Origin of the sequence: Pradoshia eiseniae, assembly GCF_002946355.1 — a bacterium.
GTDB classification, from domain to species: domain Bacteria; phylum Bacillota; class Bacilli; order Bacillales; family Pradoshiaceae; genus Pradoshia; species Pradoshia eiseniae.
Genome location: NZ_PKOZ01000001.1, coordinates 323,427 through 348,469, shown reverse-complemented (window position 1 = coordinate 348,469; position 25,043 = coordinate 323,427). Strand labels below are relative to the sequence as shown.

Annotated in this window: 23 protein-coding genes; 14 read left to right on the top strand and 9 right to left on the bottom strand. The window is 43.7% G+C overall.

The window, feature by feature from the left end; genetic code table 11:
* Positions 1-110: 110 nt before the first annotated feature.
* Together zwf and CYL18_RS01705 are read left to right on the top strand one after the other, a co-directional pair.
* Positions 111-1,595, top strand: coding sequence for a glucose-6-phosphate dehydrogenase (gene zwf, locus CYL18_RS01710; protein ID WP_104847734.1), 1,485 nt, complete (start codon positions 111-113; stop codon positions 1,593-1,595).
* A 21-nt stretch (positions 1,596-1,616) separates the two neighbouring features.
* A complete protein-coding gene (locus tag CYL18_RS01705; protein WP_104847733.1) occupies positions 1,617-2,234 on the top strand; it encodes a cyclase family protein in 618 nt (205 codons plus the stop codon).
* A 20-nt stretch (positions 2,235-2,254) separates the two neighbouring features.
* On the opposite strand, the gene CYL18_RS01700 is transcribed toward CYL18_RS01705, so the two are convergent.
* A complete protein-coding gene (locus tag CYL18_RS01700; RefSeq protein ID WP_104847732.1) occupies positions 2,255-2,488 on the bottom strand; it encodes a hypothetical protein in 234 nt (77 codons plus the stop codon).
* 234 nt (positions 2,489-2,722) lie between these two features.
* On the bottom strand, positions 2,723-3,115 hold the full coding sequence (locus CYL18_RS01695; protein WP_104847731.1) for a thiol-disulfide oxidoreductase DCC family protein: 393 nt from the start codon (positions 3,113-3,115) through the stop codon (positions 2,723-2,725).
* 163 nt (positions 3,116-3,278) lie between these two features.
* On the opposite strand from CYL18_RS01695, the gene CYL18_RS01690 reads away from it, so the two are divergent.
* The 4 genes from CYL18_RS01690 (at position 3,279) to CYL18_RS01675 (ending at position 8,320) form a co-directional block, all read left to right on the top strand.
* Positions 3,279-4,031, top strand: a complete 753-nt coding sequence (locus tag CYL18_RS01690) for a DeoR/GlpR family DNA-binding transcription regulator (protein ID WP_104847730.1) — start codon at positions 3,279-3,281, stop codon at positions 4,029-4,031.
* Positions 4,028-4,939: a 1-phosphofructokinase gene (gene pfkB / locus CYL18_RS01685; protein WP_104847729.1), complete on the top strand. Its 912-nt coding sequence runs from the start codon at positions 4,028-4,030 to the stop codon at positions 4,937-4,939. The genes CYL18_RS01690 and pfkB overlap by 4 nt, the downstream gene beginning before the upstream one ends.
* Before the next feature lie 12 nt (positions 4,940-4,951).
* Complete coding sequence (locus CYL18_RS01680; protein ID WP_104847728.1) at positions 4,952-6,865, top strand: PTS fructose transporter subunit IIABC; 1,914 nt, start codon at positions 4,952-4,954, stop codon at positions 6,863-6,865.
* Between the two features lie 162 nt (positions 6,866-7,027).
* On the top strand, positions 7,028-8,320 hold the full coding sequence (locus CYL18_RS01675; RefSeq protein ID WP_104847727.1) for a C40 family peptidase: 1,293 nt from the start codon (positions 7,028-7,030) through the stop codon (positions 8,318-8,320).
* Between the two features lie 41 nt (positions 8,321-8,361).
* Here the strand turns inward: CYL18_RS01675 and CYL18_RS01670 are convergent, their stop codons facing one another.
* A complete protein-coding gene (locus tag CYL18_RS01670) occupies positions 8,362-8,835 on the bottom strand; it encodes a GNAT family N-acetyltransferase (RefSeq protein WP_161497056.1) in 474 nt (157 codons plus the stop codon).
* Positions 8,836-8,934: 99 nt separating this feature from the next.
* Complete coding sequence (locus CYL18_RS01665) at positions 8,935-10,728, bottom strand: M3 family oligoendopeptidase (RefSeq protein ID WP_104847725.1); 1,794 nt, start codon at positions 10,726-10,728, stop codon at positions 8,935-8,937.
* Between the two features lie 238 nt (positions 10,729-10,966).
* Here CYL18_RS01665 and CYL18_RS01660 point away from each other — a divergent pair, with 238 nt between their 5' ends.
* The 5 genes from CYL18_RS01660 to cydC all read left to right on the top strand — a co-directional run bounded on the left by CYL18_RS01660 (position 10,967) and on the right by cydC (position 18,194).
* Entirely contained in the window at positions 10,967-11,743 is a 777-nt protein-coding gene (locus CYL18_RS01660) for a hypothetical protein (RefSeq protein ID WP_104847724.1), read from the top strand.
* A gap of 553 nt (positions 11,744-12,296) precedes the next feature.
* Positions 12,297-13,688: a cytochrome ubiquinol oxidase subunit I gene (locus tag CYL18_RS01655; protein ID WP_104847723.1), complete on the top strand. Its 1,392-nt coding sequence runs from the start codon at positions 12,297-12,299 to the stop codon at positions 13,686-13,688.
* Positions 13,685-14,698 carry a cytochrome d ubiquinol oxidase subunit II gene (gene cydB / locus CYL18_RS01650; RefSeq protein ID WP_104847722.1) on the top strand — a complete coding sequence of 338 codons (1,014 nt, stop codon included), beginning with the start codon at positions 13,685-13,687 and terminating at the stop codon, positions 14,696-14,698. Before CYL18_RS01655 ends, cydB begins: the two co-directional genes overlap by 4 nt.
* The gene (gene cydD, locus CYL18_RS01645; RefSeq protein ID WP_104848323.1) at positions 14,698-16,434 is read left to right on the top strand and encodes a thiol reductant ABC exporter subunit CydD; all 1,737 of its coding nucleotides are present in this window, start codon (positions 14,698-14,700) and stop codon (positions 16,432-16,434) included. The genes cydB and cydD overlap by 1 nt, the downstream gene beginning before the upstream one ends.
* Positions 16,431-18,194 (top strand): thiol reductant ABC exporter subunit CydC, encoded by a 1,764-nt coding sequence (gene cydC / locus CYL18_RS01640; protein ID WP_407984504.1) that lies wholly within the window; start codon positions 16,431-16,433, stop codon positions 18,192-18,194. The genes cydD and cydC overlap by 4 nt, the downstream gene beginning before the upstream one ends.
* A gap of 44 nt (positions 18,195-18,238) precedes the next feature.
* Here cydC and CYL18_RS01635 read toward each other — a convergent pair whose 3' ends face one another.
* Together CYL18_RS01635 and CYL18_RS01630 are read right to left on the bottom strand one after the other, a co-directional pair.
* Positions 18,239-18,913, bottom strand: coding sequence for an oxidoreductase (locus CYL18_RS01635; RefSeq protein WP_104847721.1), 675 nt, complete (start codon positions 18,911-18,913; stop codon positions 18,239-18,241).
* 35 nt (positions 18,914-18,948) lie between these two features.
* A complete protein-coding gene (locus CYL18_RS01630) occupies positions 18,949-19,938 on the bottom strand; it encodes a cation diffusion facilitator family transporter (protein ID WP_104847720.1) in 990 nt (329 codons plus the stop codon).
* A 207-nt stretch (positions 19,939-20,145) separates the two neighbouring features.
* Between CYL18_RS01630 and CYL18_RS01625 the strand changes: the two genes are divergently transcribed.
* From CYL18_RS01625 to CYL18_RS19430, 3 genes are read left to right on the top strand one after another with little or no spacing between them, the layout of a single operon-like run.
* Positions 20,146-20,577: a MarR family winged helix-turn-helix transcriptional regulator gene (locus CYL18_RS01625; protein ID WP_104847719.1), complete on the top strand. Its 432-nt coding sequence runs from the start codon at positions 20,146-20,148 to the stop codon at positions 20,575-20,577.
* Positions 20,578-20,579: 2 nt separating this feature from the next.
* Complete coding sequence (locus CYL18_RS01620; RefSeq protein WP_104847718.1) at positions 20,580-21,788, top strand: MFS transporter; 1,209 nt, start codon at positions 20,580-20,582, stop codon at positions 21,786-21,788.
* 35 nt (positions 21,789-21,823) lie between these two features.
* Complete coding sequence (locus CYL18_RS19430) at positions 21,824-22,126, top strand: hypothetical protein (RefSeq protein WP_146102799.1); 303 nt, start codon at positions 21,824-21,826, stop codon at positions 22,124-22,126.
* Between the two features lie 33 nt (positions 22,127-22,159).
* Here CYL18_RS19430 and CYL18_RS19165 read toward each other — a convergent pair whose 3' ends face one another.
* The 3 genes from CYL18_RS19165 to CYL18_RS01605 form a co-directional block, all read right to left on the bottom strand.
* A complete protein-coding gene (locus tag CYL18_RS19165; protein ID WP_161497055.1) occupies positions 22,160-22,318 on the bottom strand; it encodes a hypothetical protein in 159 nt (52 codons plus the stop codon).
* Positions 22,308-23,240 (bottom strand): hypothetical protein, encoded by a 933-nt coding sequence (locus CYL18_RS01610; protein ID WP_104847716.1) that lies wholly within the window; start codon positions 23,238-23,240, stop codon positions 22,308-22,310. Before CYL18_RS01610 ends, CYL18_RS19165 begins: the two co-directional genes overlap by 11 nt.
* A 128-nt stretch (positions 23,241-23,368) precedes the next feature.
* Positions 23,369-24,625 (bottom strand): S8 family peptidase, encoded by a 1,257-nt coding sequence (locus CYL18_RS01605; RefSeq protein WP_104847715.1) that lies wholly within the window; start codon positions 24,623-24,625, stop codon positions 23,369-23,371.
* Between the last annotated feature and the right edge of the window lie 418 nt (positions 24,626-25,043).

Genomic DNA, 25,043 nt, shown 5'->3' with positions numbered 1-25,043 from the left:
GATGTAAACTAGATACGAGTATTTAAACCCAACTACTTTCATTGCTAAACACTTTGGCAAGATATAAAATAGTATATCGAAAATAAGGAAAACAAAGAGAGGTTCTAAACATGCCCACTTTTACTAAACAATCGGGATTGCTTATGATCTTTGGGGCAACTGGTGATTTGGCTCAGCGTAAATTGTTCCCATCACTATATCGCCTCTACAAAAAAGGAAGACTATCAGAGAATTTTGCTTGTATCGGCATTGGGAGACGCGAATGGGATACGGAGCGCCTTAAACAGCACATCTTCGAATCCATTGCGAATGAGCAAGGCAATACGGAAGAGAAACAAGAATTCATTAAGCTTTTCTATTATCATTCTCTAGACGTAAGTCAAAAAGAATCATCCTACCATGAATTAAGAGAATTAGCTGATACCCTCGATAGTCAATATGACTTAAAAGGCAACCGCCTATTCTACCTTGCCATGGCACCCGAATACTTCGGTTCTATCGCTACACGGCTTAAAGAGGATGGTTTAACCGAAACCCCTGGCTATAAGCGTCTTGTTATCGAAAAACCATTTGGCCATGATTTTGAATCAGCAAGACAATTGAACGATCAGCTGCGCAAATCATTCTCAGAGGATGAAATCTACCGGATTGACCACTACCTCGGAAAAGAAATGGTTCAAAACATCGAGGTCATTCGTTTTGCGAACGCCTTCTTTGAGCCGCTATGGAATAATCATTACATAGCCAATATTCAAATCACCTCCACGGAAACCCTCGGTGTAGAGGACCGCGGAAGGTATTACGAAAACAGCGGGGCTTTGCGCGATATGGTCCAAAACCATATCATGCAGATTGTTTCCTTGCTGGCAATGGAACCGCCGATCAAGCTATCCACAGACGAAATCAGAAGCGAAAAGGTGAAGGTCCTTCGGGCACTTAAACCAATCAAGGATGATGAAGTCGATAATTATTTCGTTCGCGGCCAATATGGAGCTGGCGAAATGAACGGGGAGCTTGTACCGAGTTACCGGGAAGAAAACATGGTGGCTGATGACTCAAACACCGAAACATTCGTGGCTGGCAAGCTCTTGTTTGATAACTTCCGCTGGGCAGGCGTTCCATTCTATATCCGCACTGGAAAACGACTTGGAGAGAAGTCTACCCAGATCGTCGTACAATTCAAGGATGTGCCAATGAACCTGTTCTACAGAACGGAAGAAAAGCTGAACCCGAATCTGCTAGTGATTAACATCCAACCAGAAGAAGGCATCACTCTTCACCTGAATGCGAAAAAAGGCGGAAAAACGCCAGTTCAATTGAGCTTCTTGACATCCAAATATGACCGTTTCAATACACCGGAAGCATATGAACGCCTGCTCTTTGACGCTATGCGCGGCGATGCGACTAACTTCTCACACTGGGACGAGGTTGCCCTCTCATGGAAATACACAGATGTCATTTCTCGTGCCTGGGAAAGAGAGCCGGCTGCAAACTTCCCGAACTACCCTTCCGGTTCAATGGGACCAGTGACCGCCGATGAATTACTCGCAAAAGACGGCTTCCATTGGTGGCCTGTCATACAAGAAGAAAAATAATCGTTAAAAGGAGTTTTGACAGTGAAAATCCATGACGTTTCCATGCCAATCTACAAAGGAATGCCCGTATACAAAAATATCGAGGACAAACAGCCAAGCTTCAATACCGTCACAAACGGTCATGTAACTGAATCTCGCATCACTCTCGATGCCCATGTCGGCACACACACAGATGCCCCGCTTCACATGATCAATGACGGGGACACTATTGAAACAATCGGCCTAGAAAGACTTGTAAGAAAATGCAAAGTCCTGGACCTGACAGAGGTTGAAGGCTTAATAGAAAAAGAAGATCTCGAAGGACAGAAAATCGAAAAAGATGACTTCCTTCTCTTCAAAACAAAAAATTCTTTTGATGAGGAATTTAATTTTGATTTTATCGCGCTTGGCGAAAGCGGTGCGAAATATTTGTCAGAAATCGGCATTGAAGGTGTCGGCATCGATGGTCTCGGTGTAGAACGCGCGCAGCCTGGCCATCCTACGCACAGAACCTTATTCTCCAATGACATCATCGTTATTGAAGGCCTTCGCCTGAAGGATGTTGCAGCCGGGGAATACTTCATGGTAGCAGCTCCTTTGAAATTAGTCGGCATTGACGCAGCTCCATCACGTGTCATTTTGATTGAAGGGATTCTGTAATTCGTCAAGATATATATAATTTAACCGGCCAAGTCCGCAAGAATAGTGGACTTGGCCGGTTTTGTTTTCTTCCGCGGCTGATTTTCATGGAATCTGGCGTGGGTAGAAGAGTTGCCCACCCTTAGTCCACCCTTCCCCCTTTTGACTGGGGTTAGGGTGGGCCTTCTCTGACGATTCCCATCCTTTGCCCATCCTTTCCCCCTTTGCCTGGGGTTAGGATGGGCCTTCTCTGACGATTCCCATCCTTTGCCCATCCTTTCCCCCCTTTGACTGGGGTTAGGGTGGGCCTTCTCTGACGATTCCCATCCTTTGACCACCCTTTACCCACCCTAACCTCCTTTGCCTAGGGTTAGAGTGGGCCTTCTCTTATCAAATTTGCGCATACCCCTACAAGCACATACGAAGACCACCCCGCAAGGCCATAAACAGCATGACAACACCACACAAAAATAAAAAAGCTCCCTTTTTCAGGTGAGCTTCCATCTTTTTTATGATAAAAATCGTTTCCTCACTTCAGGCGTCGGCAGCTCACAGGCTGTTTTCTCACCGAACCATTTTAGCCGGTTGCGGGCAACCCTATCATACACGGCATCTCTGATTGGCCGGGGAATGACAATGAAGATATACAGCCATTTCCATCCTCCCTTTAATTCGCGCGCAATCTTTAGAGCCGCGGTAGATTTTGAATGATATTTTTCTCCTTGGATAAGGATGATGCTGTCCAGTTCTTCAGGTATGTGATAGTCCTTTCTTAATTGAAAGCCTGTATCACTTTGAAGGGAGCAAAAAGAAAATTTCCCGTTCAGGTCTCTTTTAAGGATAAATTGCACACTTTTGTCGCAAAATTGGCATACGCCATCAAACAGGATAATCTGGTTCAACTAAAGTTACCCCCTTTTCTCCTTCACTACCATTCATTATAACATATTTTTCCACACCCACCTCCAACAGAAACTCATAGATACACCATGAACGATTTTGATTGTTTTCGAATGAAGTTTTTGGAAAACAATTTCTTTATAGTTAATTTTAGGAGGTGATCCCTTGCTTACACCCGAAAGACATCAATACATCATCGATAAGATTAAGCAAGAAGGCTTCGTAAAGATACAGAAACTTATTAAGGAATTAAATGCTTCCGAATCAACCATCCGCCGGGATTTGAGCCAGCTTGAGGAAATGCAACTGCTCAAACGAGTCCATGGAGGAGCCGAGTCAGTGAAGAAACGAGGGCAAGAGGCGACTATCACGGAAAAGTCGACGAGACATCTGCAAGAAAAGAAAGCAATAGCCAAGTATGCAGCAGGCTTGATTGAAGAGGGAGATTGTATTTATCTCGATGCAGGAACGACCACGCTTGAAATGATTCCCTACATAAAGGATAAAGCGATAACGGTTGTGACAAATGGCATTCAACAGGCTGCAGCTCTTAAGGATTGTGATATTATCACCTACTTGATAGGGGGCAGAATTAAAAAATCAACGAATGCTTTAATCGGCAGCCAGGCGATTCAAAACCTTACCTATTATCGCTTCGATAAATGCTTTCTTGGCATGAATGGCATTCATCCGGAATGGGGGTACAGCACTCCAGATCCCGAGGAGGCTGTCCTGAAGAAATCAGCTATTGATTTGGGAAAGGAAAGCTATGTTCTCGCAGATTACAGCAAGTTGGGAGAAACATCCTTTTCAAAAGTAGCCGAATTAAGCCAGGCTTCCATCATCACAAGTGGGATAGATTCAGACAAAGAAGCTAAATATAGAATGAATACGATTATAAAGGTAGTGAAACCATGATTTATACCGTAACATTGAATCCCTCTGTTGACTTCATCGTAGAGGTGGAAGATTTTCAGCTTGATGGATTAAACAGAATGAGCAAGGAAGCTAAATATCCAGGCGGAAAGGGAATTAACGTTTCGCGCATTCTGAAAAGAATAGACGTTGATAACACGGCCCTCGGGTTTTACGGCGGTTTCCCTGGCGAATTTATTCTTGATGCCTTAAGAAAAGAAGGGGTCAAAGCAGATTTCATCCAAGTTGATGAAGACTCGCGCATTAACATTAAGCTTAAGACTGGACATGAAACCGAGATTAACGGACTTGGTCCAGCAATCAGCTCCGATAAAATGAATGACCTTATCAAGAAGCTTGAAGGACTGACAGAGAGCGATATTCTTATTCTTTCAGGGAGCATCCCCCCTTCTATGCCGAAGGATTTGTATCAAGAATGGACGAGGAGTTTCGCAGGCAAGGGCATTTCTGTTGTTGTTGATACTAGCGGAAAGGCCCTTTTGGACGTAGTGAAAGAGCACCCCTTCCTCGTAAAGCCCAATCACCATGAGCTAGGCGAACTGTTTGACAAGAAAATAGACACTGCAGATGATGCGATACATTATGGCAAAATCCTTGTTGAACAAGGGGCTCAAAACGTCATCGTATCGATGGCTGGCGATGGAGCCCTTTTAATCAATAAGGAAGAGGTTTACTCAGCGACTATTCCACAGGGCACAGTAAAAAATTCCACCGGTGCCGGTGATTCACTTGTTGCCGGATTCATTGGCAAATGGGATCAAACAAAGGACTTGCTGCAGGCCTTCCAATATGGAGTCGCCTCCGGAAGTGCGACGGCCTTTAACTATGACCTCGCCGAAAAGCAGGATATTGAGGCATTGCTCCCGCAAGTACACATAACAAAAATATAAGGAAGTGACGAAATGAAAATTACTGATTTATTAAAGAAGGAAACCATTGTCCTTCACCTGTCTTCCTCCAATAAACAAGAAGTAATCGAAGAACTTGTGAATAAGCTTGATACGGCTGGCAGACTATCCGACCGCGAAGGCTATAAACAAGCTATTATCGAACGTGAACAACAAAGCACGACTGGAATAGGTGAAGGAATTGCCATCCCTCACGCCAAATCAGGAGCGGTAAAAGAAGCCGCCCTTTGCTTCGGACGTTCAAAGGATGGGATTGATTATGAATCCCTAGATGGACAACCGGCAAAATTATTCTTCATGATTGCCGCACCTGAAGGCGCAAATGATACGCATTTAGATACCCTTTCCAAGCTGTCTTCTATGCTAATGTATGATGATTTCAGGCAAGCCCTTCTAAATGCCGGCTCTGCTGATGAGGTCCTTTCCATCATTGATGCTAAGCAAACTGAACTAGAAGGCGAAGACTCCGCTGATCAGCCTGCTCCAGATACTGCTGAAGCAGAAGCAGAAGGCTATGTTTTAGCGGTTACAGCTTGCCCAACAGGTATCGCACATACTTATATGGCAGCAGATGCTCTTAAAGCAAAAGCAAAAGAAATGGGTGTTAACATCAAGGTAGAGACAAATGGATCAACCGGTATCAAAAACCCATTAACGGATGAAGATATCAAAAAAGCACGCGGCATTATCGTTGCAGCGGACAAGCAGGTTGAAATGAATCGCTTTGACGGAAAGCCTGTCATCCAAGTTCCGGTAGCACAAGGTATCCGTAAGCCTGAGGAATTAATCAATCGTGCATTAAAACAGGATGCGCCGATTTACAAAGCGCAAGGCGGTGCTGAACAAGAATCGGGCGACCAAGAGAAAACAAGCATTGGCTCTCAAATCTATAAGCATTTGATGAGCGGTGTCAGCAATATGCTCCCATTCGTTGTCGGTGGCGGTCTGTTGATTGCCATATCATTCTTGTTCGGGATTCACTCAGCTGACCCAAGTTCAGCTGAGTACAATGCATTCGCTGCTGCGGTGAACTCTATTGGCGGCGGAACAAATGGCGCTTTCTTCTTGCTAGTTCCAGTACTTGCCGGATTCATCGCCAGCTCTATTGCAGACCGCCCTGGCTTTATGCCTGGTATGGTCGGCGGTTTGCTGGCTGCAACAGCCGGCGCCGGTTTCCTTGGCGGCTTAATTGCCGGTTTCCTGGCTGGTTATGTAACTCTTGGCGTTAAAAAAAGCTTTAACTGGCTCCCAGCTTCACTCGAAGGTATCAAGCCTGTATTGCTTTATCCATTATTCAGTCTCTTGATAACTGGTTTGATTATGGTGTTCGTCATTAACGAGCCAGTCGTTTACTTGAATACAGCTCTTACAAACTGGCTTGAAACATTAAGCGGTGCCAACGCTGTCATCCTTGGGCTTATTGTCGGCGGCATGATGGCGGTTGATATGGGCGGACCAATCAACAAAGCAGCCTTTACATTCGGTATTGCGGCGATTGCCGCCGGCAACGGTGTACCGCACGCAGCCATCATGGCTGGCGGTATGGTTCCGCCGCTTGGTATTGCCTTGTCTACCACCTTCTTCAAGCATAAGTACACAAGACAAGAACGTGATTCCGGTCTGACAAACTACGTGATGGGTGCGTCCTTCATCACTGAAGGTGCCATTCCATTTGCAGCAGCCGATCCAATCCGTGTAATCGTCAGCTCTGTGGTCGGTGCAGCTACTGCCGGTGCCCTTTCCGCCGCTTTTGGATGTTCTACACCTGCTCCGCACGGAGGAATATTCGTTATCGCCTTAATTGAACGTCCATTCATGTACTTACTGGCAATCCTGATTGGTTCAGCTGTGACAGCTATCATGCTTGGATTCTGGAAGAAGAACGCAGAAATTAAAAATGTCGCATAATGCCACATTCGGGCGATTCCTTTTAATAAGGAATCGTTCTTTTTTATTCAAAAATAACATTTCCAGACATTTTCCAATCGACAAACGTTTGTTTATATTCCTTTAATCATATTTTTTAGTATGTTAGTATAATTATATGAGCCCAAGAAAGGAGTGGATAACATGAGGTATATGAAAGCTGTAACCTTTGCTGCCGCAGCGTTAATGACAACAGCCTTTGCTGAAGAAACACAGGCTTCAACAACGTATACGGTCAAAAAAGGTGATACACTTTCAGCGATTGCCGTCAAACATAAAACTACTGTGTCAAAAATCATGCAGTGGAATAATCTCAATTCAACGGTAATCTATCCTAACCAAATACTGTCCATTGGCACCAATTCGTCAACAAGTACATCCCCATCGAGCAACCCAGGCAGCTCGGTGAGTACAAGCAGTAAAACTTACACTGTGGAAGCCGGAGATACTTTATACGAGATTGCCAAAAAACACGGAACATCCATCAGTAACTTAAAGAGCTGGAACAATATTTCTGGATCAATTATCTATCCAAAGCAAGTCTTGATTGTATCCAAGTCATCGGATGTAACTGATAGCAGCAGCTCAAGCTCGAATAATAGTTCAAGTAGTTCAAGCTCAAACAATATTGCTTCTCCTGCTGAAACCTATACTGTCAAAGCAGGTGATACGCTATCTGTGATTGCCAAGAAGCACAATATCACTCTATCGCAATTGATGTCTTGGAATAATAAGACGAAAACGCTAATCTATCCGGGTGAAGTGCTGAAGGTCACAAGCAGTGCTGCTTCAAATTCATCGAACAGTTCATCCAGCTCATCCAATTCATCCGGTTCTTCCAATACGGAAACAACTATTACGTACACAGTTAAAAGCGGTGACACATTGTCTGTTATCGCACGTAAGTACAATTTGACCGTTTCACAAATCAAATCACAAAACGGGCTCAGCTCTGATATCATTTATATTGGGCAGAAACTGAAGCTATCGACAGCAACGGACTCTATGTCATCGGTATCTAAGCCTTCAAACGGCTCGACATCTGCACAGCAAACAATTGGTAATCCGGAATTTACAGCAAAGATGATCTCGATTGCCAAAAGCATGATTGGCACGAAATATGTATGGGGAGGTTCCTCCATATCAGGTGTAGACTGCAGCGGCTTCATCTATTATGTTCTGAACAAGGCCGGCCATAGCATCGGCCGTTATTCAGCCCAAGGCTATTATGACCGCTCATACTATGTCAACAACCCGCAGCCTGGTGATCTCCTATTCTTTGCTGGCACATATAAGCCAGGGATTTCACATTTAGGCATCTATCTCGGGAACAATCAGTTCATTCATGCTGATAATCAGGGTGTTCGTATTACGAGTACATCGAACAGCTATTATAAGAAGTATTTTGAGTGCTACAAGCGTCTATATGAGAACTAAAAACGTGAAAAGGCTCCCGATTCAGCGGGGGCTTTTTTCTATCATAAAAGCTTATACATCAAACAATCATCCACATATTTGCCCCCTATTAAGAACTCCTCTACAAGCCGACCTTGATGCAAATAGCCATTTTTCTCATAAAAGGAGATGGCTCTTTCATTGGTGGCAAGAACGCGAAGGCATATTTTACGGATATTCATCATCCGTCCTTTTTCCTCAATATGTGCCAGCAGCCTGCTGCCTGTTCCCCGACGTCCCAAATCGGGATGGACACCAATCGCAAGCTCCCATACATGGCGATTAGACTCTAGCATCGTCGGGTTCTTGACGGATATATACCCTGCCACTCTGCCCTCATGTATGGCAACAAAGAGGCTTCCAGGCGGAACATGCTGTGCATATTCCTCTGCTGTTTCCCATTCAATGACCAGAGGGGTATTCTCATCATTCCAAATTAAATTCTCGAGTTCTACTAATTGTTCATAATCCTCATAGCGTGAAGGCCTTATTATCACACATCTTCCCTCTTTTCTGTTTTGCTTCTTTAATTTATGCAAAAGAGGCATCACTGCCCTAAACAGTCATGCCTCTTTCATGTTCATGCTCCGAGCCAATTATTTGGTTAATTCAAGGAATTCCTTAACATCAGCAATGGCAAGATCAACCCCTGCCTGCCAGAAATCAGGCTTCGTTAAGTCCACACCAAGATGCTTCATCGCCAATTCTTCTGTTGTCATTGCTGCGGTATCTTGCAGGAGCGCGATATATTTCTCCTCAAATGCTTTCCCTTCCTTCAGGGACAAATGGTAGATGCCAAGGCTGAACAGATAGCCGAATGTATATGGGAAGTTATAGAAAGGCACCTCCGCAATATAGAAATGCAGCTTGCTCGCCCAGAAGCTTGGGTGATATTCGCTCAAGGCGTTTTGATACGATTCCTTCTGTGCCTCTTCCATCAGCTCATCCAGACGTTCTGCTGAGACAAGACCTTTTTGGCGTTCCTGATAGAAGTTTGTTTCAAATATAAAGCGGGCATGGATGTTCATGAACATCGCGATGGCATTTTGAATTTTCGTATCAAGCAAGGTAATTTTCTCTGCATCTGACTCAGCAGCGCGCACACTCGCATCGGAACAAATTTGCTCAGCGAATGTAGAAGCTGTTTCTGCGACATTCATCGCATACTCCGTATTAAAGAAAGGCTTGCCGTTTAATACATGGCTATGGAAGGCATGGCCGAGCTCGTGAGCAAGTGTTGCCACACCGCTTGGGGAACCCGAATAAGTCATGAATATCCGTGATTCATTCGTTTCAGGAAAACTTGTGCAAAAGCCGCCGGGACGTTTTCCAGGACGATCCTCCGCTTCAATCCAAGCATTCTCAAAAGCCTGCTCAGCAAATTTCGGAAGCTCATATCCGAATTTAGCGAAGTTATCGATGATAAACTTAGCCCCTTCATCATAGGAATAATGCTTCGGCTCCGTTGTAACGATCGGCGCATCCACATCCACCCAGCTAAGCTTCTCCTTGCCAAAGATTTGGGCTTTTCTGTTGAGGAAATCAACAAATGGCTGCTTATTCTTCGCAATCACATCCCACATGACATCAAGCGTTTCCTTCTTCATGCGGTTATATTGAAGAGGCTCCTTCATGAAATCTGTTACTCCATGGGCTTTATAATCGGCCAAGCGGAATCCGCCCAAATGGTTTAAAGTATCAGCAAATAATGGCGCTTTTTCATGCCAAGCCTTTTCCCATTTTACGAAGAGGTCAGCCCGGACTTCCGGATCTGGGTCATCCATCATTTTATTGAAGGCCTGCCCGGCTGATAGGAGGACTTCTTTTCCGTCCTTATCGGTGTATGGAATTTCAATCGTTTTGACAAGGGAGTCATAATGCGTGCTCCATCCTATGTAACCATCAACCTTCAAGGCATTGATAAGCGCTTCTTCCGCTTCGGATAATTGCTCTTTCCCGTGTTCACGCTTTTCATTTAAGTAGAAGGCAATCTCAGATAATGCCGGGTCCTTCAGAAGTTCGCCCCATAAATTTTCATCAATTTGGACTAATTTAATCGTAAAACCGGTAAAAGCCGTTTGGAACTCGCTAATCAAGGAGTATGCTTCTCCGTTTAATTGATCTGCTTTTGTATCATGTACATCTTGGGCTGTAAGACATTCCAGGAATGCCACTACCTGTGAGACAGCTTTTTCAATTTCCTCTGTCTTCTCAAGTATTCTGACAAGCTGTTCCATCTCTTGCTTTTCCTGAATCGGAGTGAAATTCTTCACTTCTTCCTTATATACGACTAATGCTTCTTTAATTTTCTCTAGTTTAGCTGCAAGCTCAGCTGATTGGGAACCGCCCGTAAATATTCCATCCAGATCCCATTTAAGTGAATAGCTCATACTATATCCTCCTCGTCTTTTCATAATTTTCAGTATACATCTTTTCAATGGTGTTGAATATCATTTTTAATTTTGCTGAACACCTTCACTCTCTTGTCAAAACGGCTATAGTTATTTTGCTGTAAAAATAGGGAAGAGAACAGGGAAGGTATTTTAAATATTTTTATTATTTGAAATTTTTTACAAATGAATTATAATAATGAAGTCGTAATGCAAGACTTAGAATGAGGAGAAATTTATGGATTCTATATTAGCCCAATCACAGATTTCCCTGTTAAACGCCATCGGAGAAAATATATTCATTTGTGACGAGAATCATCAAATCATCATGTTAAACGATTATTCCAGCCAGCTCATTAATAGACTGATGCCATATACCGGTCTTGCAAGCAAGGATGATTATCTGGGCAGGAACATATGCGAGTTTTCTCCTGAGGAAGACAAAGCACTTTTAAAGGCCTTTGCTGCAGATGTCTTCCCCTTTGAGGCGAAGGTCAGCCTTTTTCACAATATGACTGCTGAGATGACTATTCACAAGCAGCAGACCAGTACAGGGCCGTACATCTACATCATTACCTTGAAGGATATTACCGATTATGAGGAAGAGCTTCATAAGGGATATGTCCTTTTAGAGGAATTATACGCACCCGTTATCCAGACGATTCTTGATGATGTCATCCTCATGCCCATTACAGGAACCATGACAGGAAAACGATTGGACAAGATCAAGGAGATTGCCTTATTCGAAAGCGTAAAAAGACAGGCCTCCTATCTAATTATCGACTTCACCGGCATGACGGCTTTGGATGATAACAGTATAACCATGGAGCTTGAAACGATTACCCGTTCCTTAGAGCTAATTGGAACAACCATCATCTATTCCGGCCTTTCAGCAAAGTTTGTCAAACAGATCATTGAGCAAGGCACATCTATTCCGACAGAAACATTCGCCACCTTCCGTCAGGCAATTCGATATGCCTGCAAAAAGAATGGCTATAAATTGGTTCATATATAAAATAACCCAACAAAATGAACAAAATGCGAAGGCGAGGAATTATCAGCCTTCTTTTTTATGCATTTTATTCTAAATAAAATAATATCAATATAATTAATCAATCAAACCATCCTTTCTATCCACTCGTTTCACTCAAAATACCGCCCCGCTTCTTCTTCTAAGGATAAAGACCTTATATCCTTCTTCCCACCTTGTTACCACAAGGTCTATTGGCCGACAAATTTTAGACAAAAATTCATAATAAATACCTTTTATACACTCTAAGATACATTTGTGACAAATTTTCATCCTGTCACAAATTTACCATTATTTATCACTATACTTTGCTAGTAATTTTCGATATATCCGACTAAAATACAAGTAGATACCCAAGTTAATATATTTTCAATATAATAACTTGTTGATGTCTTTTCCATTTTTCACAATATACATAAGAAAAGCATGACTATTCCCTGCTATCGTAATCATTCCTTCATTTAGTTGCACTTTCTTTGAAGATATTGTGAACTTTTGAACAACTTGTTAATTATTTTTGAAAGGTGTGGATATTTTTATGGAAATACTTGATTTAGCCCGTTTCCAGTATGCAGCAACGACGATTTACCACTTCTTCTTTGTACCGCTTTCTATCGGTCTCGTCTTCTTAGTTGCGATTATGGAAACATTGTATTTCTTCAAGAAAAAAGAAATATACCTCGATATGGCTAAGTTCTGGGGGAATATCTTCCTCATCTCATTTGCGGTCGGTGTCGTAACGGGGATTATACAGGAATTCCAGTTTGGGATGAACTGGTCTGAGTATTCGAGATTCGTAGGAGATGTATTCGGTGTCCCTCTAGCCATTGAAGCTCTTTTGGCCTTCTTTATGGAGTCTACCTTTATCGGGATTTGGATGTTCGGCCGGAACCGTCTTCCAAAATGGGTTCATCTAATGTCTATCTGGCTCGTATCCATTGGCACAATGCTATCAGCCCTTTGGATTTTGGCAGCCAACTCATTTATGCAAGAGCCTGTCGGAATCGCGGTAGTCGACGGTAAAGCCACATTAGTCGATATTTGGGCTTTCTTAACAAATCCGCAATTGCTCGTTGAATTCCCTCATACTATTTTCGGAGCTTTCGCAACCGGCGCATTTGTTGTGGGGGGAATTAGCGCTTACAAGCTAATGAAGAAAAAAGATATTGAATTGTTCAAACGTTCCTTTACAATTGCAACGGTATTAGGTATGGTTGCCGGTCTTGGTATCGCTTTCACCGGTCACTGGCAAGCCCAGCATTTAGTATCCTCACAGCCCATGAAAATAGCTGCGAGTGAAGGATTATGGGAAGACTCCGGTGACCCGGCGAGCTGGTCCTTGATAGCTGATATCGATGAAGAGAATAAAACAAATAATTGGTCTGTTGAGATTCCTTATTTATTGAGCCTGCTCTCTTACAACAGCTTTAACGGATCTGTTGAAGGAATGAACACACTGCAGGAAAGATATACTGAATTATATGGCGAAGGTGATTATATCCCTCCTGTAGCGCCAGTCTATTGGAGTTTCCGCGTCATGACATTTGGCGGAGGCATTATGATTCTGCTATCTATGGTTGGCTTGTTCTTGCTTAAGAGAAAAACGATTATGGAAAACACATGGTATTTGAAACTCATGCTTGGCGCTATCAGCTTGCCATTTATCGCCAATACAGCTGGCTGGATCATGACGGAAATCGGGCGTCAGCCATGGACGGTAATGGGATTATTCACAACCGCCCAGTCTGTTTCACCGAATGTCACAGCGACTGATCTTTGGATTTCCATCATTGCCTTCCTTGGTGCTTATACAGTTCTAGCAATCGTATTGATTACCTTGATTGTGAAGCAGGTCAAAAAAGGTCCTTACAAGGATGTTGAGGACAAACCTGATGTTGATTTGTTTAATAAGGAGGCCTTCGGACAATGAGCTTAAATGAGTTATGGTTCCTGCTTGTAGCGGTTTTGTTTATCGGTTTCTTCATCCTCGAAGGATTTGACTTTGGGGTCGGCATGTCCACTCGTTTCTTGGCTCATGACCAGAAAGAGCGTGACCAGCTTGTGACGACAATCGGTCCCTTCTGGGATGCGAATGAGGTTTGGCTTCTTACGGCAGGCGGGGCAATTTTCGCTGCGTTCCCTGAATGGTATGCCACTATGTTCAGCGGCTATTACCTGCCATTTGTGTTATTCCTCCTAGCCTTGATTGTGCGAGGCGTAGCTTTTGAATTCCGCCACAAGGTGGATGCTAAATGGACTAGCTTATGGGATTGGATGATTTTTATCGGCAGCATTGTCCCTGCCTTTGTGCTTGGCGTCTTGTTCACAAGCTTAGTGCGCGGCATGCCAATTGATGCTTCCGCGAATATGTATGCCGGATTCACAGATTACTTTAATCTGTATTCGATTGTTGGCGGTATCGCTATGGTTGTGATTTGCTTTGTACATGGGCTCACCTATATCGGTCTGCGCACGGAAGGTCCAATCCGTGAACGTGCTCAAAAAATGCTAACGAAGATGTATATTGTACTATTGGTTGGCTTGCTTGCCTTCGCCGTATTGACGTATGTAAGCACAGACTTATTTGAGGCCCGTCCACTTGCAACACCATTACTTTTATTCGGAGCTGTCGTTACAACAGTCTTAGCCTACTTCTTCACAGGCAAAAGGATGGAAGGCTGGGCCTTCACCATGACAACAGGTACAATTCTTTTTACGGTAACTACACTATTTGTGGGGCTGTTCCCGCGCGTTATGATCAGCTCAATCAGTTCTGATTTCAACTTAACCATCATGAATGCATCCAGCAGTCCATATACCCTTAAGGTTATGACTATTGTCTCCCTTACTCTGCTGCCATTCGTGCTTGGCTATCAAATTTGGAGCTATTATATATTCAGAAAGCGGGTTTCTGATTCAGAACCGGTGGGACATGAATGATTACGAAAGAAATCTTAAATCTAAAGGGCATTAAAGGGACGCTTGCTTTTCTATTTGTCCTCTCCCTCATCCAGGGAGCTGCCATCATTATGCAAGCTTCCATGCTTGCCCTTGGGATTACCAACTTATTTAACGGGGAGAAGCTGAGCAATCAGTTTCTTCCCCTCCTTTTATTTGCAGCTGCTTATTTAGTAAGACAGGTCTTAGTCTTTTTCCGGGATAAATGGATGGAGCGCTTTGCATCTGATTCAGGTACTGCCATTCGCCGTGAACTGCTAGAGAAAATCTTCAGTCTTGGTCCTAAATTCACTCAGAAGGAAGGAACGGGAAGCTTGGTGACAATGGCACTCGAAGGAGTAACCCAAGTGGAGACTTATTTGAAGTTATTCCTCCCCAAAATGATGAATATGCTGTTAATTCCTCTGATGATTGTCATCTATATGTTCACATTAAATCCCTATTCTGCGGGAATTGTTATCCTTGTCCTTCCTATACTTATCTTCTTCATGGCTATGCTCGGTATTGCCGCGAAAAGAAAGGCTGACAAGCAATATGAATCCTATCAGGTTCTCTCCAATCATTTCGTTGATTCGTTAAGAGGGCTTGAAACATTAAAGCTGCTCGGTTTAAGCAAGGATTATGATAAAAATATCGGAACCGTCAGCGAACGATACAGAAAAGCGACGATGAGTACTTTGCGCGTTGCCTTCCTATCAACATTCGCACTCGATTTCTTCACATCATTATCCATTGCAATAGTAGCCTTGTTCCTCGGCTTGAACCTGATGGAAGGAGCTATCCTGCTTGGACCGGCATTGACCATCTTGATATTGGCACCCGAATATTTCCTCCCAATACGGGAATTTGGAACTGACTATCACGCCACCCTTGATGGCAAAAACAGCATGGGAGCGATTGGACAAATATTAGCTATTCCAACGCGAGAGCAAAGAAGCGGCACAAAATCCATCGGAACTTGGTCAGCTAAAGACAGTTTAGAAGTTAATGACTTAGCTGTTATCCATGATGATGCTAGCCAAGCTTCTCTTCAGAACATGTCATTCTCATGGAAAGGCTATGGGAAGATTGGTATCGTCGGGGCAAGTGGCGCCGGCAAATCTACATTGATTGATGTATTGAGCGGTTTCCTTACACCTGCCAGCTGCCAAGTAAAAGTTAACGGAGAGATTCTTGCCGGTTTTGCTGCCCCTGCTTGGCAAGAACAGATTCTCTATATTCCACAGCATCCTTATCTATTCAACGATACGGTAAGGAACAACATTCTGTTTTACACGCCTGAGGCAACTGAAGAAGCTCTTCAAGCGGCAATAGATCAGGCGGACCTGAGACAAATCATTGATTCACTCCCAAATGGGCTAGAGGAGAAAATCGGAGAAGGAGGCCGCATGCTAAGCGGCGGACAGGAACAAAGGGTTGCATTGGCTCGCGCTTTCCTTGACAGCAGCCGCAAAATCCTCCTTTTCGATGAACCTACTGCACATTTGGATATTGAAACGGAATATGAATTAAAGAATAATATGCTTCCCTTATTGGATGACCATCTTGTATTCTTTGCCACTCATAGGCTTCATTGGATGAAGAATATGGACCAGATTATTGTCTTGGATCAAGGAAGGATCGCCGAAATGGGCACACATGAAGACTTGATGATGAAGCAAGGTCATTATTATCAATTAGTGCAGAATCAGGGCGGCAAGACGGAGGCGATTAAATGAAGAAAGTACTATCCCCATCAGCAATTATAAAAGATTCATGGATTCGCCCCTATTTAAGCGAAAACAAATGGCTTCTCGCCCTTGTGCTTATCCTGGGTACGGGGACGTTCTTTAGTGCAGGTGCACTCATGTTCACATCCGGCTACTTGATTTCAGAATCAGCCACCCTTCCTGAGAATATTTTATTGGTATATGTTCCAATTGTACTTGTCCGGCTTTTCGGGGTATCCCGCCCCGCCTTCCGCTACGCTGAACGATTGAGCGGTCACAGCATGGTTCTGAAAATCCTGTCTCGTATGCGTGTGCGCTTGTATAAAACACTTGAACCAAATGCGCTTGATTTCAAATCACGTTTCAAAACAGGCGACTTACTCGGAGTGCTTGCGGATGATATCGAGCATTTGCAGGATGTCTATATCAAGACAATTTTCCCTGCCGTCATCAGTCTCTTACTCTATGCCATGATTGTATTAGGACTAGGCTACTTCTCAATTCCATTTGCTTTATTGATGCTTCTCTTGCTCTTTGTCCTTGTCATCTTATTTCCGCTCGTCTCCCTTCTAACCACGCATGCCCGTCATGCCAAAAGGAAAGATGCGCGAAATGGCCTATATCAAACCCTTACGGACGCTGTTATGGGCGCAGGAGACTGGATGATAAGCGGCAGGCAAGCAGATTTTATCCAACGCTATGAAAATGACGAGAGAACGGCAGACATAATTGAAGGGGAAATTTCCAAATTCCAGCGATATCGAAACCTCCTCTTCCACATCATTATTCTTGTCGCCATTATATCGATGACCTGCTGGATTGCGGCAAATGTCGAGGGCGGAGGATTTGAACCAAGCTGGATTGCTGCTTTCATTTTAGTTGTCTTCCCGCTCATTGATGCATTTGCGCCACTCTCTGACGCCGTAAGCCAATTACCTAGTTATCAGAGCTCATTGGAGCGAATGAATGGATTGAAGGAACAAAAGGAAGAAAAAAATCACTTGGAGCAAACGGGGATTCAAGAACTGAAGAAAAAAACATCCTTACCCATTCAGTTTGACCAAATTACCTTCTCCTATAACGAGGAAGCACCACCGGTATTGGAGGACTTAACCCTCTCTATTCAAGCCGGAGAGAAGATTGCCCTTCTTGGTAAAAGCGGGTCAGGTAAAAGCACATTAGCCAAATTAATCTTATCTGCTTATGAGCCGCAAAAAGGAAAAATCACCATTGGCGGCAAACCAGTGAACAAGCTGGGCGAACTGTCTAGCCTGATTGCCGTCTTGCAGCAAAAACCGCATTTATTTGACACAACCGTCATGAATAATATCCGCCTAGGCAATCCTGCCGCAACGGATGAAGAAGTGATTAAAGCCGCCAAAAAGGTTCAGATGCATGACTATATCATCTCTCTTCCAGATGGATACGACACAAGAATGCATGAACTCGGGAGCCGTTTCTCGGGCGGAGAAAGACAAAGAATTGCCCTTGCCCGCATACTACTGCAGGATGTACCAATCGCCATCTTGGATGAACCGACGGTTGGGCTTGATGCTTTGACGGAAAAACAATTATTGAAGACGATTTTTGAAACACTTCAATCAAAGACAGTCATCTGGATTACACACCATCTGGCAGGTGCCGAAACGATGGATCGGATGATCTTTCTTGAAGACGGCGCCATCAAGATGGATGGCACCCATGCTGAGCTTATGGAAACGGAAGAAGCTTATCGGAATCTATATCGTTTAGATATGCCCGAATTATAAAAAGAAGAAAAGGCATGAATGTAAAATCACATTCATGCCTTTCTTTATGCCCTTCTCCTTGCTGCTTCCTGGAGCTCAGGCCATTCATAGATATTCGTGCCCCTTTCTCCATCTGCAGCAATCTGGAGCATAGCGGCAGCGACGTCCTCCGCCTGGATTGGCCTAAATTTGGCAAGCCTTCCTCTTAGAAGCGGAGAAACAACAGGACTTAAATACCCGCTCAATGCTTCAGCTGTCCGGAATTCATCCCGGTCCCCAAGCAGCAGGGAAGGATGCATAAGATGCAGGGAATCAAACTGAAGCTTAATTAACGCACTCTCAAGCTCCCCTTTTACCCGCGAATAAAATACCTTCGTCGTCGGGTCTGCCCCTACTGCCGAAACGACCAAATACTGACTGGCCCCCTTGGATTTCGCCAGCTCGGCCGCCTTCAGCGGATAATCATAATCGACCTTCCGAAAAGCTTCTTGTGACCCGGCCTTCTTGATGGTCGTCCCAAGACAGCAGAATACATCATCAACCGCAAACTCATCGACAACAAGCCCCATCTCATCAAAATCAATGACTTTCTCATGCAGCTTTGAATCTGATATTCCTGTCGGCCGGCGTACAAGAGCCGTCACCTTGTCATAAACATCGCAATCAAGCAATCTGTGTAAAAGCTCATTTCCAACCAGCCCAGTTGCTCCTATAATGAGCGCTTTTCTCTTGTTCTCCAACTTTTGCACCCCCTAATATCCGAAATCTAGACTATTCATTTTTCCTCATAAACTTCTTTGAGCGGTTCACTCGATTTCTTCCACGTTCGTATCCCATCATCTTCATCAAAATCAACTAATACATCAACAACACCTTTTTCCTGAAGAATCTTGCTCTTCAAGCGATCCTTGATGTCATCCATTTCTGCCACTGTCATTCCTGGATCTATTTCGACACTGACTTCGACATGGAAATCCTCGCCTTCTTTAATGACGACGACATCATGAACATCTTGGATTCCTTGCTCCTTAATGACCTTATCCCCGATATATTGCTCCATCACTTCATCTGCTTCCCCAAGCGCTCCGGCAGCATTATCAAGAAATACCTTCCCCACAACCATCAGCATGAGAATTCCAATCATGATGGACGCAATTCCTTCAGCAGCATGAAACGGTGAATAATGTGAAATAACAATGGCTATCATCGCCAGCAGCCCGCCGACCGTTGCGACCAAATCCTCGAGAAACACAAGTCTTGTTGCTGGTTTGGCATCCTTGTATTTCCCAAAGCTTTTATAAAAATACGAAATTCCCGTTGTTTCCTCACCAGTCTCATGCATAATTTCACGCATCGCCTTCAAGAGGACGAAGGTCTCAAGGACCACGCTGATGAATAGCACCCCTAAGCTGACTAGAAAATAACTGGATTCTGTCGGCTTGATAATATGGAGATATCCTTCCTTAATGGTTTCATAAGACATGATTCCGACGATAAGGACAGCACCAAGCAACACAAGGTTAACTAATCGGCCAAACCCATTTGGGAATCTTCCTGTCGGTGCCTTCTTTGAAAGAGCAGAACCGATGAAGACAAAGAATTGATTAGCGGAATCTCCCAAACTATGAAGCGTCTCAGCAAATAATGCGACATTCCCGGTGAATAAATAGGCGACCCCTTTAATGATTGATATGATTAAATTCACGATTGCCGCCATAATTGCACTTTTATTTCCTTTTTTCAGCATGATGAATAGCTCTTTCATATACCTGCTCCTATCCTTTTCAAAATGATTGCATTGGAATAAACATACCATTATTTACCCAAAAACAAGGAAGATAACAACTATTCCGTCTTATTTAAGCTATTAGGCACATGCAAGACACATCTCTTCTTTATTCCGAGCAAAGCAGTAGATTTTCAGCTCCTAAAAGAGTATAGTTACCCAGGTAACTATATAGGCGGTGAACATATGACAGATTTCCATCATTTTTTCCATCAGTATTTACAAGTATCTCGCTCGTTTACTAAGAATTTAAACGAGCAGCTAGCCGCTCATGGCATATTTCATTCGCAATGGGCTATCATTCATTTCTTGAAAGGAAATGGCCCGGCAACCTTAAGTGAGATTGTCCAATACTTGAACGTAGAAAAGCCGACCGTCACACGTACCGTGAGCCGGCTGGAGGAACGAAAGCTGATTGCTCAGCTTGAAAGCAATGATAAACGTTTAAAACGGATTGAATTGACAAGCGCCGGAGAAGAGATATACGAACTTTGCAAAGGAATAACCGTCAATTATGAGAAAACCGTGATTGCTGATGTATCAGAGGAAGAACTGGAGATCGCCATGACCGTCATCAAAAAAATACAAAAACAATTGCAGCAAGAGGATGTGGACTGACTATGAACAAACCAAGGCTTTGGACGAAGGATTTCTTGCTCATCGCCTTCACGAACTTATTTATTTTTCTTTGTTTTTACAGCTTGATGGTTACATTAACCATCTATTCAATCGGCAAATTTCACACAAGCCCTAGTATCGCAGGGCTCGCATCAAGCATATTTGTCATAGGCGCCGTTTTCGTCCGGCCCTTCGCCGGCAAATGGATAGCCGTGATTGGTCCAAAAAAATTGCTCGTTGCTAGTCTTTCTGTGTTCTTTTTGTCGACCCTATTTTATTTTACGGCTGATACTTTGCTCACTCTGTTAGGCTTAAGGCTTATCCACGGTGCTGCATTTGGCGTTGCTTCCACAGCTACAGGCACCATTGTCGCTGAAATTATTCCTCCATCCAGAAGAGGAGAAGGAATGGGCTACTTCGCCATCAGTACGAATATTGCCATGGCTATTGGACCATTTATCGGCCTTTATATCAGTAACGCCTATGAGTTTACGATGGTCTTCACCGTAAGCATGGTATTTGCTTTCTTCAGCCTTGTTGCATCCATTTTGTTGCGATATGAGCAGCCGGCACTCTCCGGGAAACAATTGGAAGCCCTAAAAAGCAATAAACTTCGTGACTACTTTGAATTCGCTGCCATCCCGATTTCCGTCACAGCCGGCGTTATCGGCTTCACCTATTCAAGTGTGCTATCTCACTTGACATCATTCTCAGCAGAAATCAGCCTGGCAGGAGCCGCAAGCTTCTTTTTTGTCGTGTATGCAGCCAGCCTCCTGCTCACAAGACCATTCACGGGAAAATGGTTTGACCTGCGTGGGGAGAATTTCGTCATCTACCCTTCGCTGCTATTATATGCGCTCAGTCTGCTAATCCTCGGCGGTACAATGAACAGCGGCATGCTTCTCCTAGCAGGAGCGATGATGGGCATTGGCCTTGGCACCTTCCAATCGAGCGCCCAAACCATCGCCGTCAAAGAAGCTCCAACACATCGAATCGGCCTTGCCACGTCAACCTTCTTCGTTATGTATGACATAGGTATCGGTCTCGGACCATTCCTGCAAGGGCTATATATCCCTTTCTCGGGCTACCGCGGACTGTATTTCACCATGGGAGCCATCGCTTTCATTGGCATCTTGATGTACTATTTCGCTCACGGCAGAAATTCAGCAGTGAAAAAAGCAGGGCATATATTGCAAGATCAAATGCAGTAGATAGTTGTTTTGAAAGGGAATTGGAGAGGTTGACCATGTATTTCCTGCCTTTCGACCACCCTTTGCCCAGGCTGTTCCCTGCTTTCCTGTATGAAGCCCGGGAACAGCCTTGGGATTGCCTGGCTTCTCCCGCCTTCGGCCACCCTTTTCCCCACCTTTCCCGTATGAAGCCTGGGAACAGCGTGGGCTTTGCCTCGCTTCTCCCGCCTTTTGACCATCCTTTTCCCATACTTAATCGTTTGAAGATTCACTACCTCAAAGCCAATTGTGTGAGCGGGCATGCGAATAAGCCATCTTCCTACAATGAAGCAAAGCAGACATTCACAACAAAAAAATAAACCTCCCAAATCAGCATGCACAATTTAGAAGGTTTATTTCACTTTATAATAGATTTTTTCATTTGTATATCCGCACTCTAGCAACGGTTTGTTTTCGACGATGCCTTCATTCGACCCGTCATGGCACATCTTCGCTAATTGTCTATATTTCTCTGCACTATATCTGGCTCTTAAGACGATATTATCCACCAACTTGAATACCCACTCCTTCTGTGTTTTCGTAAGCGCATTCCTGAATAGCATCCTGGTTCACTATACGCTCTATCCAGCATACATATTCTATATTCTCGAGCTGCACTGCTACAGACTGATTCAACATGAACAAGTATTGCTGTTCAATGAAATCAAAACGGCAAGTATAGCTCCAAAAAATGGATACTAGTAATTTATCCAAATGACGATGCGTATAAACCACAATATTCTTCTTTTTTAAATTTATCGAGACTTTTTGATTCTCGATATATGGCTCCCCTTTTTCGGCAGATATTTGAGCTGGACGCATCCATTCATCCGGAAGCACAGACCATTCATATAAAGCCCAATTGATGCCGACCCCTTGTCTTTGGAATCCTTCTGCTGCGTATTTTTCCAGGAAATGAGCGATGGCTCCTTCATAATCGGCCTTGCCTGTTTGCTCATCATAAAAATAATAGAGAGTGCCCTTGCTTTTATCGCTAAATAGGTCACTCACAAGCTGTAATCTGTCCGTCATATCCAGCGGCCCGCTATACTCCTGTTCATCTCGGTCTTCTAATTCAAGCTCAAATTGGAATAGTCGAAATCGCTTCAGGCTCCGTGTTGCGAGCGGGATAAATAAAAATAGTAGAATCCAAATCAGCAAGAACAAAAGACCCTTTCCTATAATCCGGTTTGCTTCTGATGAAACGATATTGGTCATCATAGCGGCAAACCATCCTTGGTCTATTGCCGGCATTTCATCAACTGTCAGTGCTTCAAATGGATTCAGGAACACTTTGCGGTAGGTGATGGCAAGTGAGGCTAAGGTCCATAGAGCAATGACCATGATTCCCAGCTGATATAAACATAAATACCCCTTCTTGGCTAGTAAACGAAATAAATTGATCGATTCTCTTAATCGAAACCATATTTTCATTATAACCAATTCCTTTTTCGGGATTTTTTAGACCAAAAAAGCCGTGTTATCTTGTCAATCAGACAAGATACGGCCTAATGTATGACAAGCAGCCTCCAGTCCATGGAGGCTGCTCTTTTATACCTTTATTATTGTACTCGAGGGAATCCAAAACCAGAGGCGTAGTCATCACCTGAAGCAGCGCCTATACCTCCTAGAATGTCATTGGATTTTGCTCTGTTTTGAAGAACGGTGCGAACTTGATTGGCAGAGTATCCAGTATTGGACGCCCATATTTTCGCAGCCAAGCCTGAAACATGCGGTGTAGCCATAGAAGTACCGCTGATTGTGTTGTATCCACCCGTATACCAAGCAGATTCAACAGCAGACCCTGGTGCTGAGACTTCGATATCTTTTACACCAATTACATAATCACCGTCTGTATTCGGATTGCCGCGGGAAGAGTAATTGGCTACGCGGTAAGTACCATTAGCTTTCACATTTTCAAGCGCTGCGACTGCCACGACATTGGCAAGAGCTCCTGGATATCCAATTGTATTAGCGCTAGAGCCGCTGTTGCCTGCAGCTGCAATGATGAGAACCCCTTTTCCTTGTGCATAGGTCACCGCACTGGAGATTAAGGAATCATTAGCACTTGAGCCGAGTGACATGGAGATAATCAGCTTAGAACCAGTGGAGGAGGCTTGATCAGCCGCATGTCTGATAGCAGCTGCGATATCATCCGAATATCCAGAACCGCTGTCTGTTAGAACCTTATAGGCCCATAACTTCGCCTGAGGTGCAACACCATAGACTCCGGTGCCGCCTCCGCCGTTTCCAAGAACCGTCCCAGCTACATGTGTTCCGTGTCCATTCCGGTCAGCACAAGAGTTATTTACGTAAGTGCTGCCAGTCGTAAAATCTTTACATTGCTCGACATTGGACGATAGATCCTTATGTGTTTTCAATACTCCTGTATCCAATACAGCTACCTTAATTCCATTTCCGCCCGAAGTAGATGTAAGAGAGCTATTATTATAAATGGCTTTGATTCCCCAAGGTACGCGAGTGGAAGGATTAGATGTAGCCTTCAATTGGTTAGTTGCGGCAATCTTGAATTCTGGTACTTTCTTAACTTCAATTTCATCATTTTTGACTAGCTTGTCATATTCTTCCGCTGAAACATCGACTGTAAACCCTTGCCCTTTAAAATCATGATGGACTCCAACATCCTTTTTCGTCTGTGTCCGTTCTGCCTGAGATCCCTTGATTAAAACACGGAAAGTTTCCTTCTGGGCAGATTCTTTCGGCGCCTTCTCCATTTCTGCTGCGGATGAGAAGTTGGCTCCAGTGAACACCATTGCTAAACTCAACACGGCCGTACTAATTAACCTTTTTGATTTCATATTTTCCTCTCCTCTCACTTAATCATCCCTATGTAACTCTCTTTGATGTAAAACTAGTATAGTAATTATTTTTTTTATTGAAAACGGAGCGATTTTACTATAATTGCCAATTAATAGATTTAATAATTCTGAATTTTATAAATTTTCCCAATCAAAAGTCGAGATTTCCGTTACATAATTTTACTTATTTCATTATTTTTCTACAATTCACTTGATTTTTACCGTGGAAGAAGTACCAAGCACTTCAAAAAGAAAACAGGTGTTTGTACCTAGCACTTTTTTGTTTTCCCAATAAAACTTATGCACGAGCTATAAATAAAAAGCCGATTGCTCGCTGCAATCGGCTCATTCATGTATTCTTATTCAATGTATTAAGTTACCGGCGGCAGGATAGGCGCTTTTTTCATCTCTATTCCTC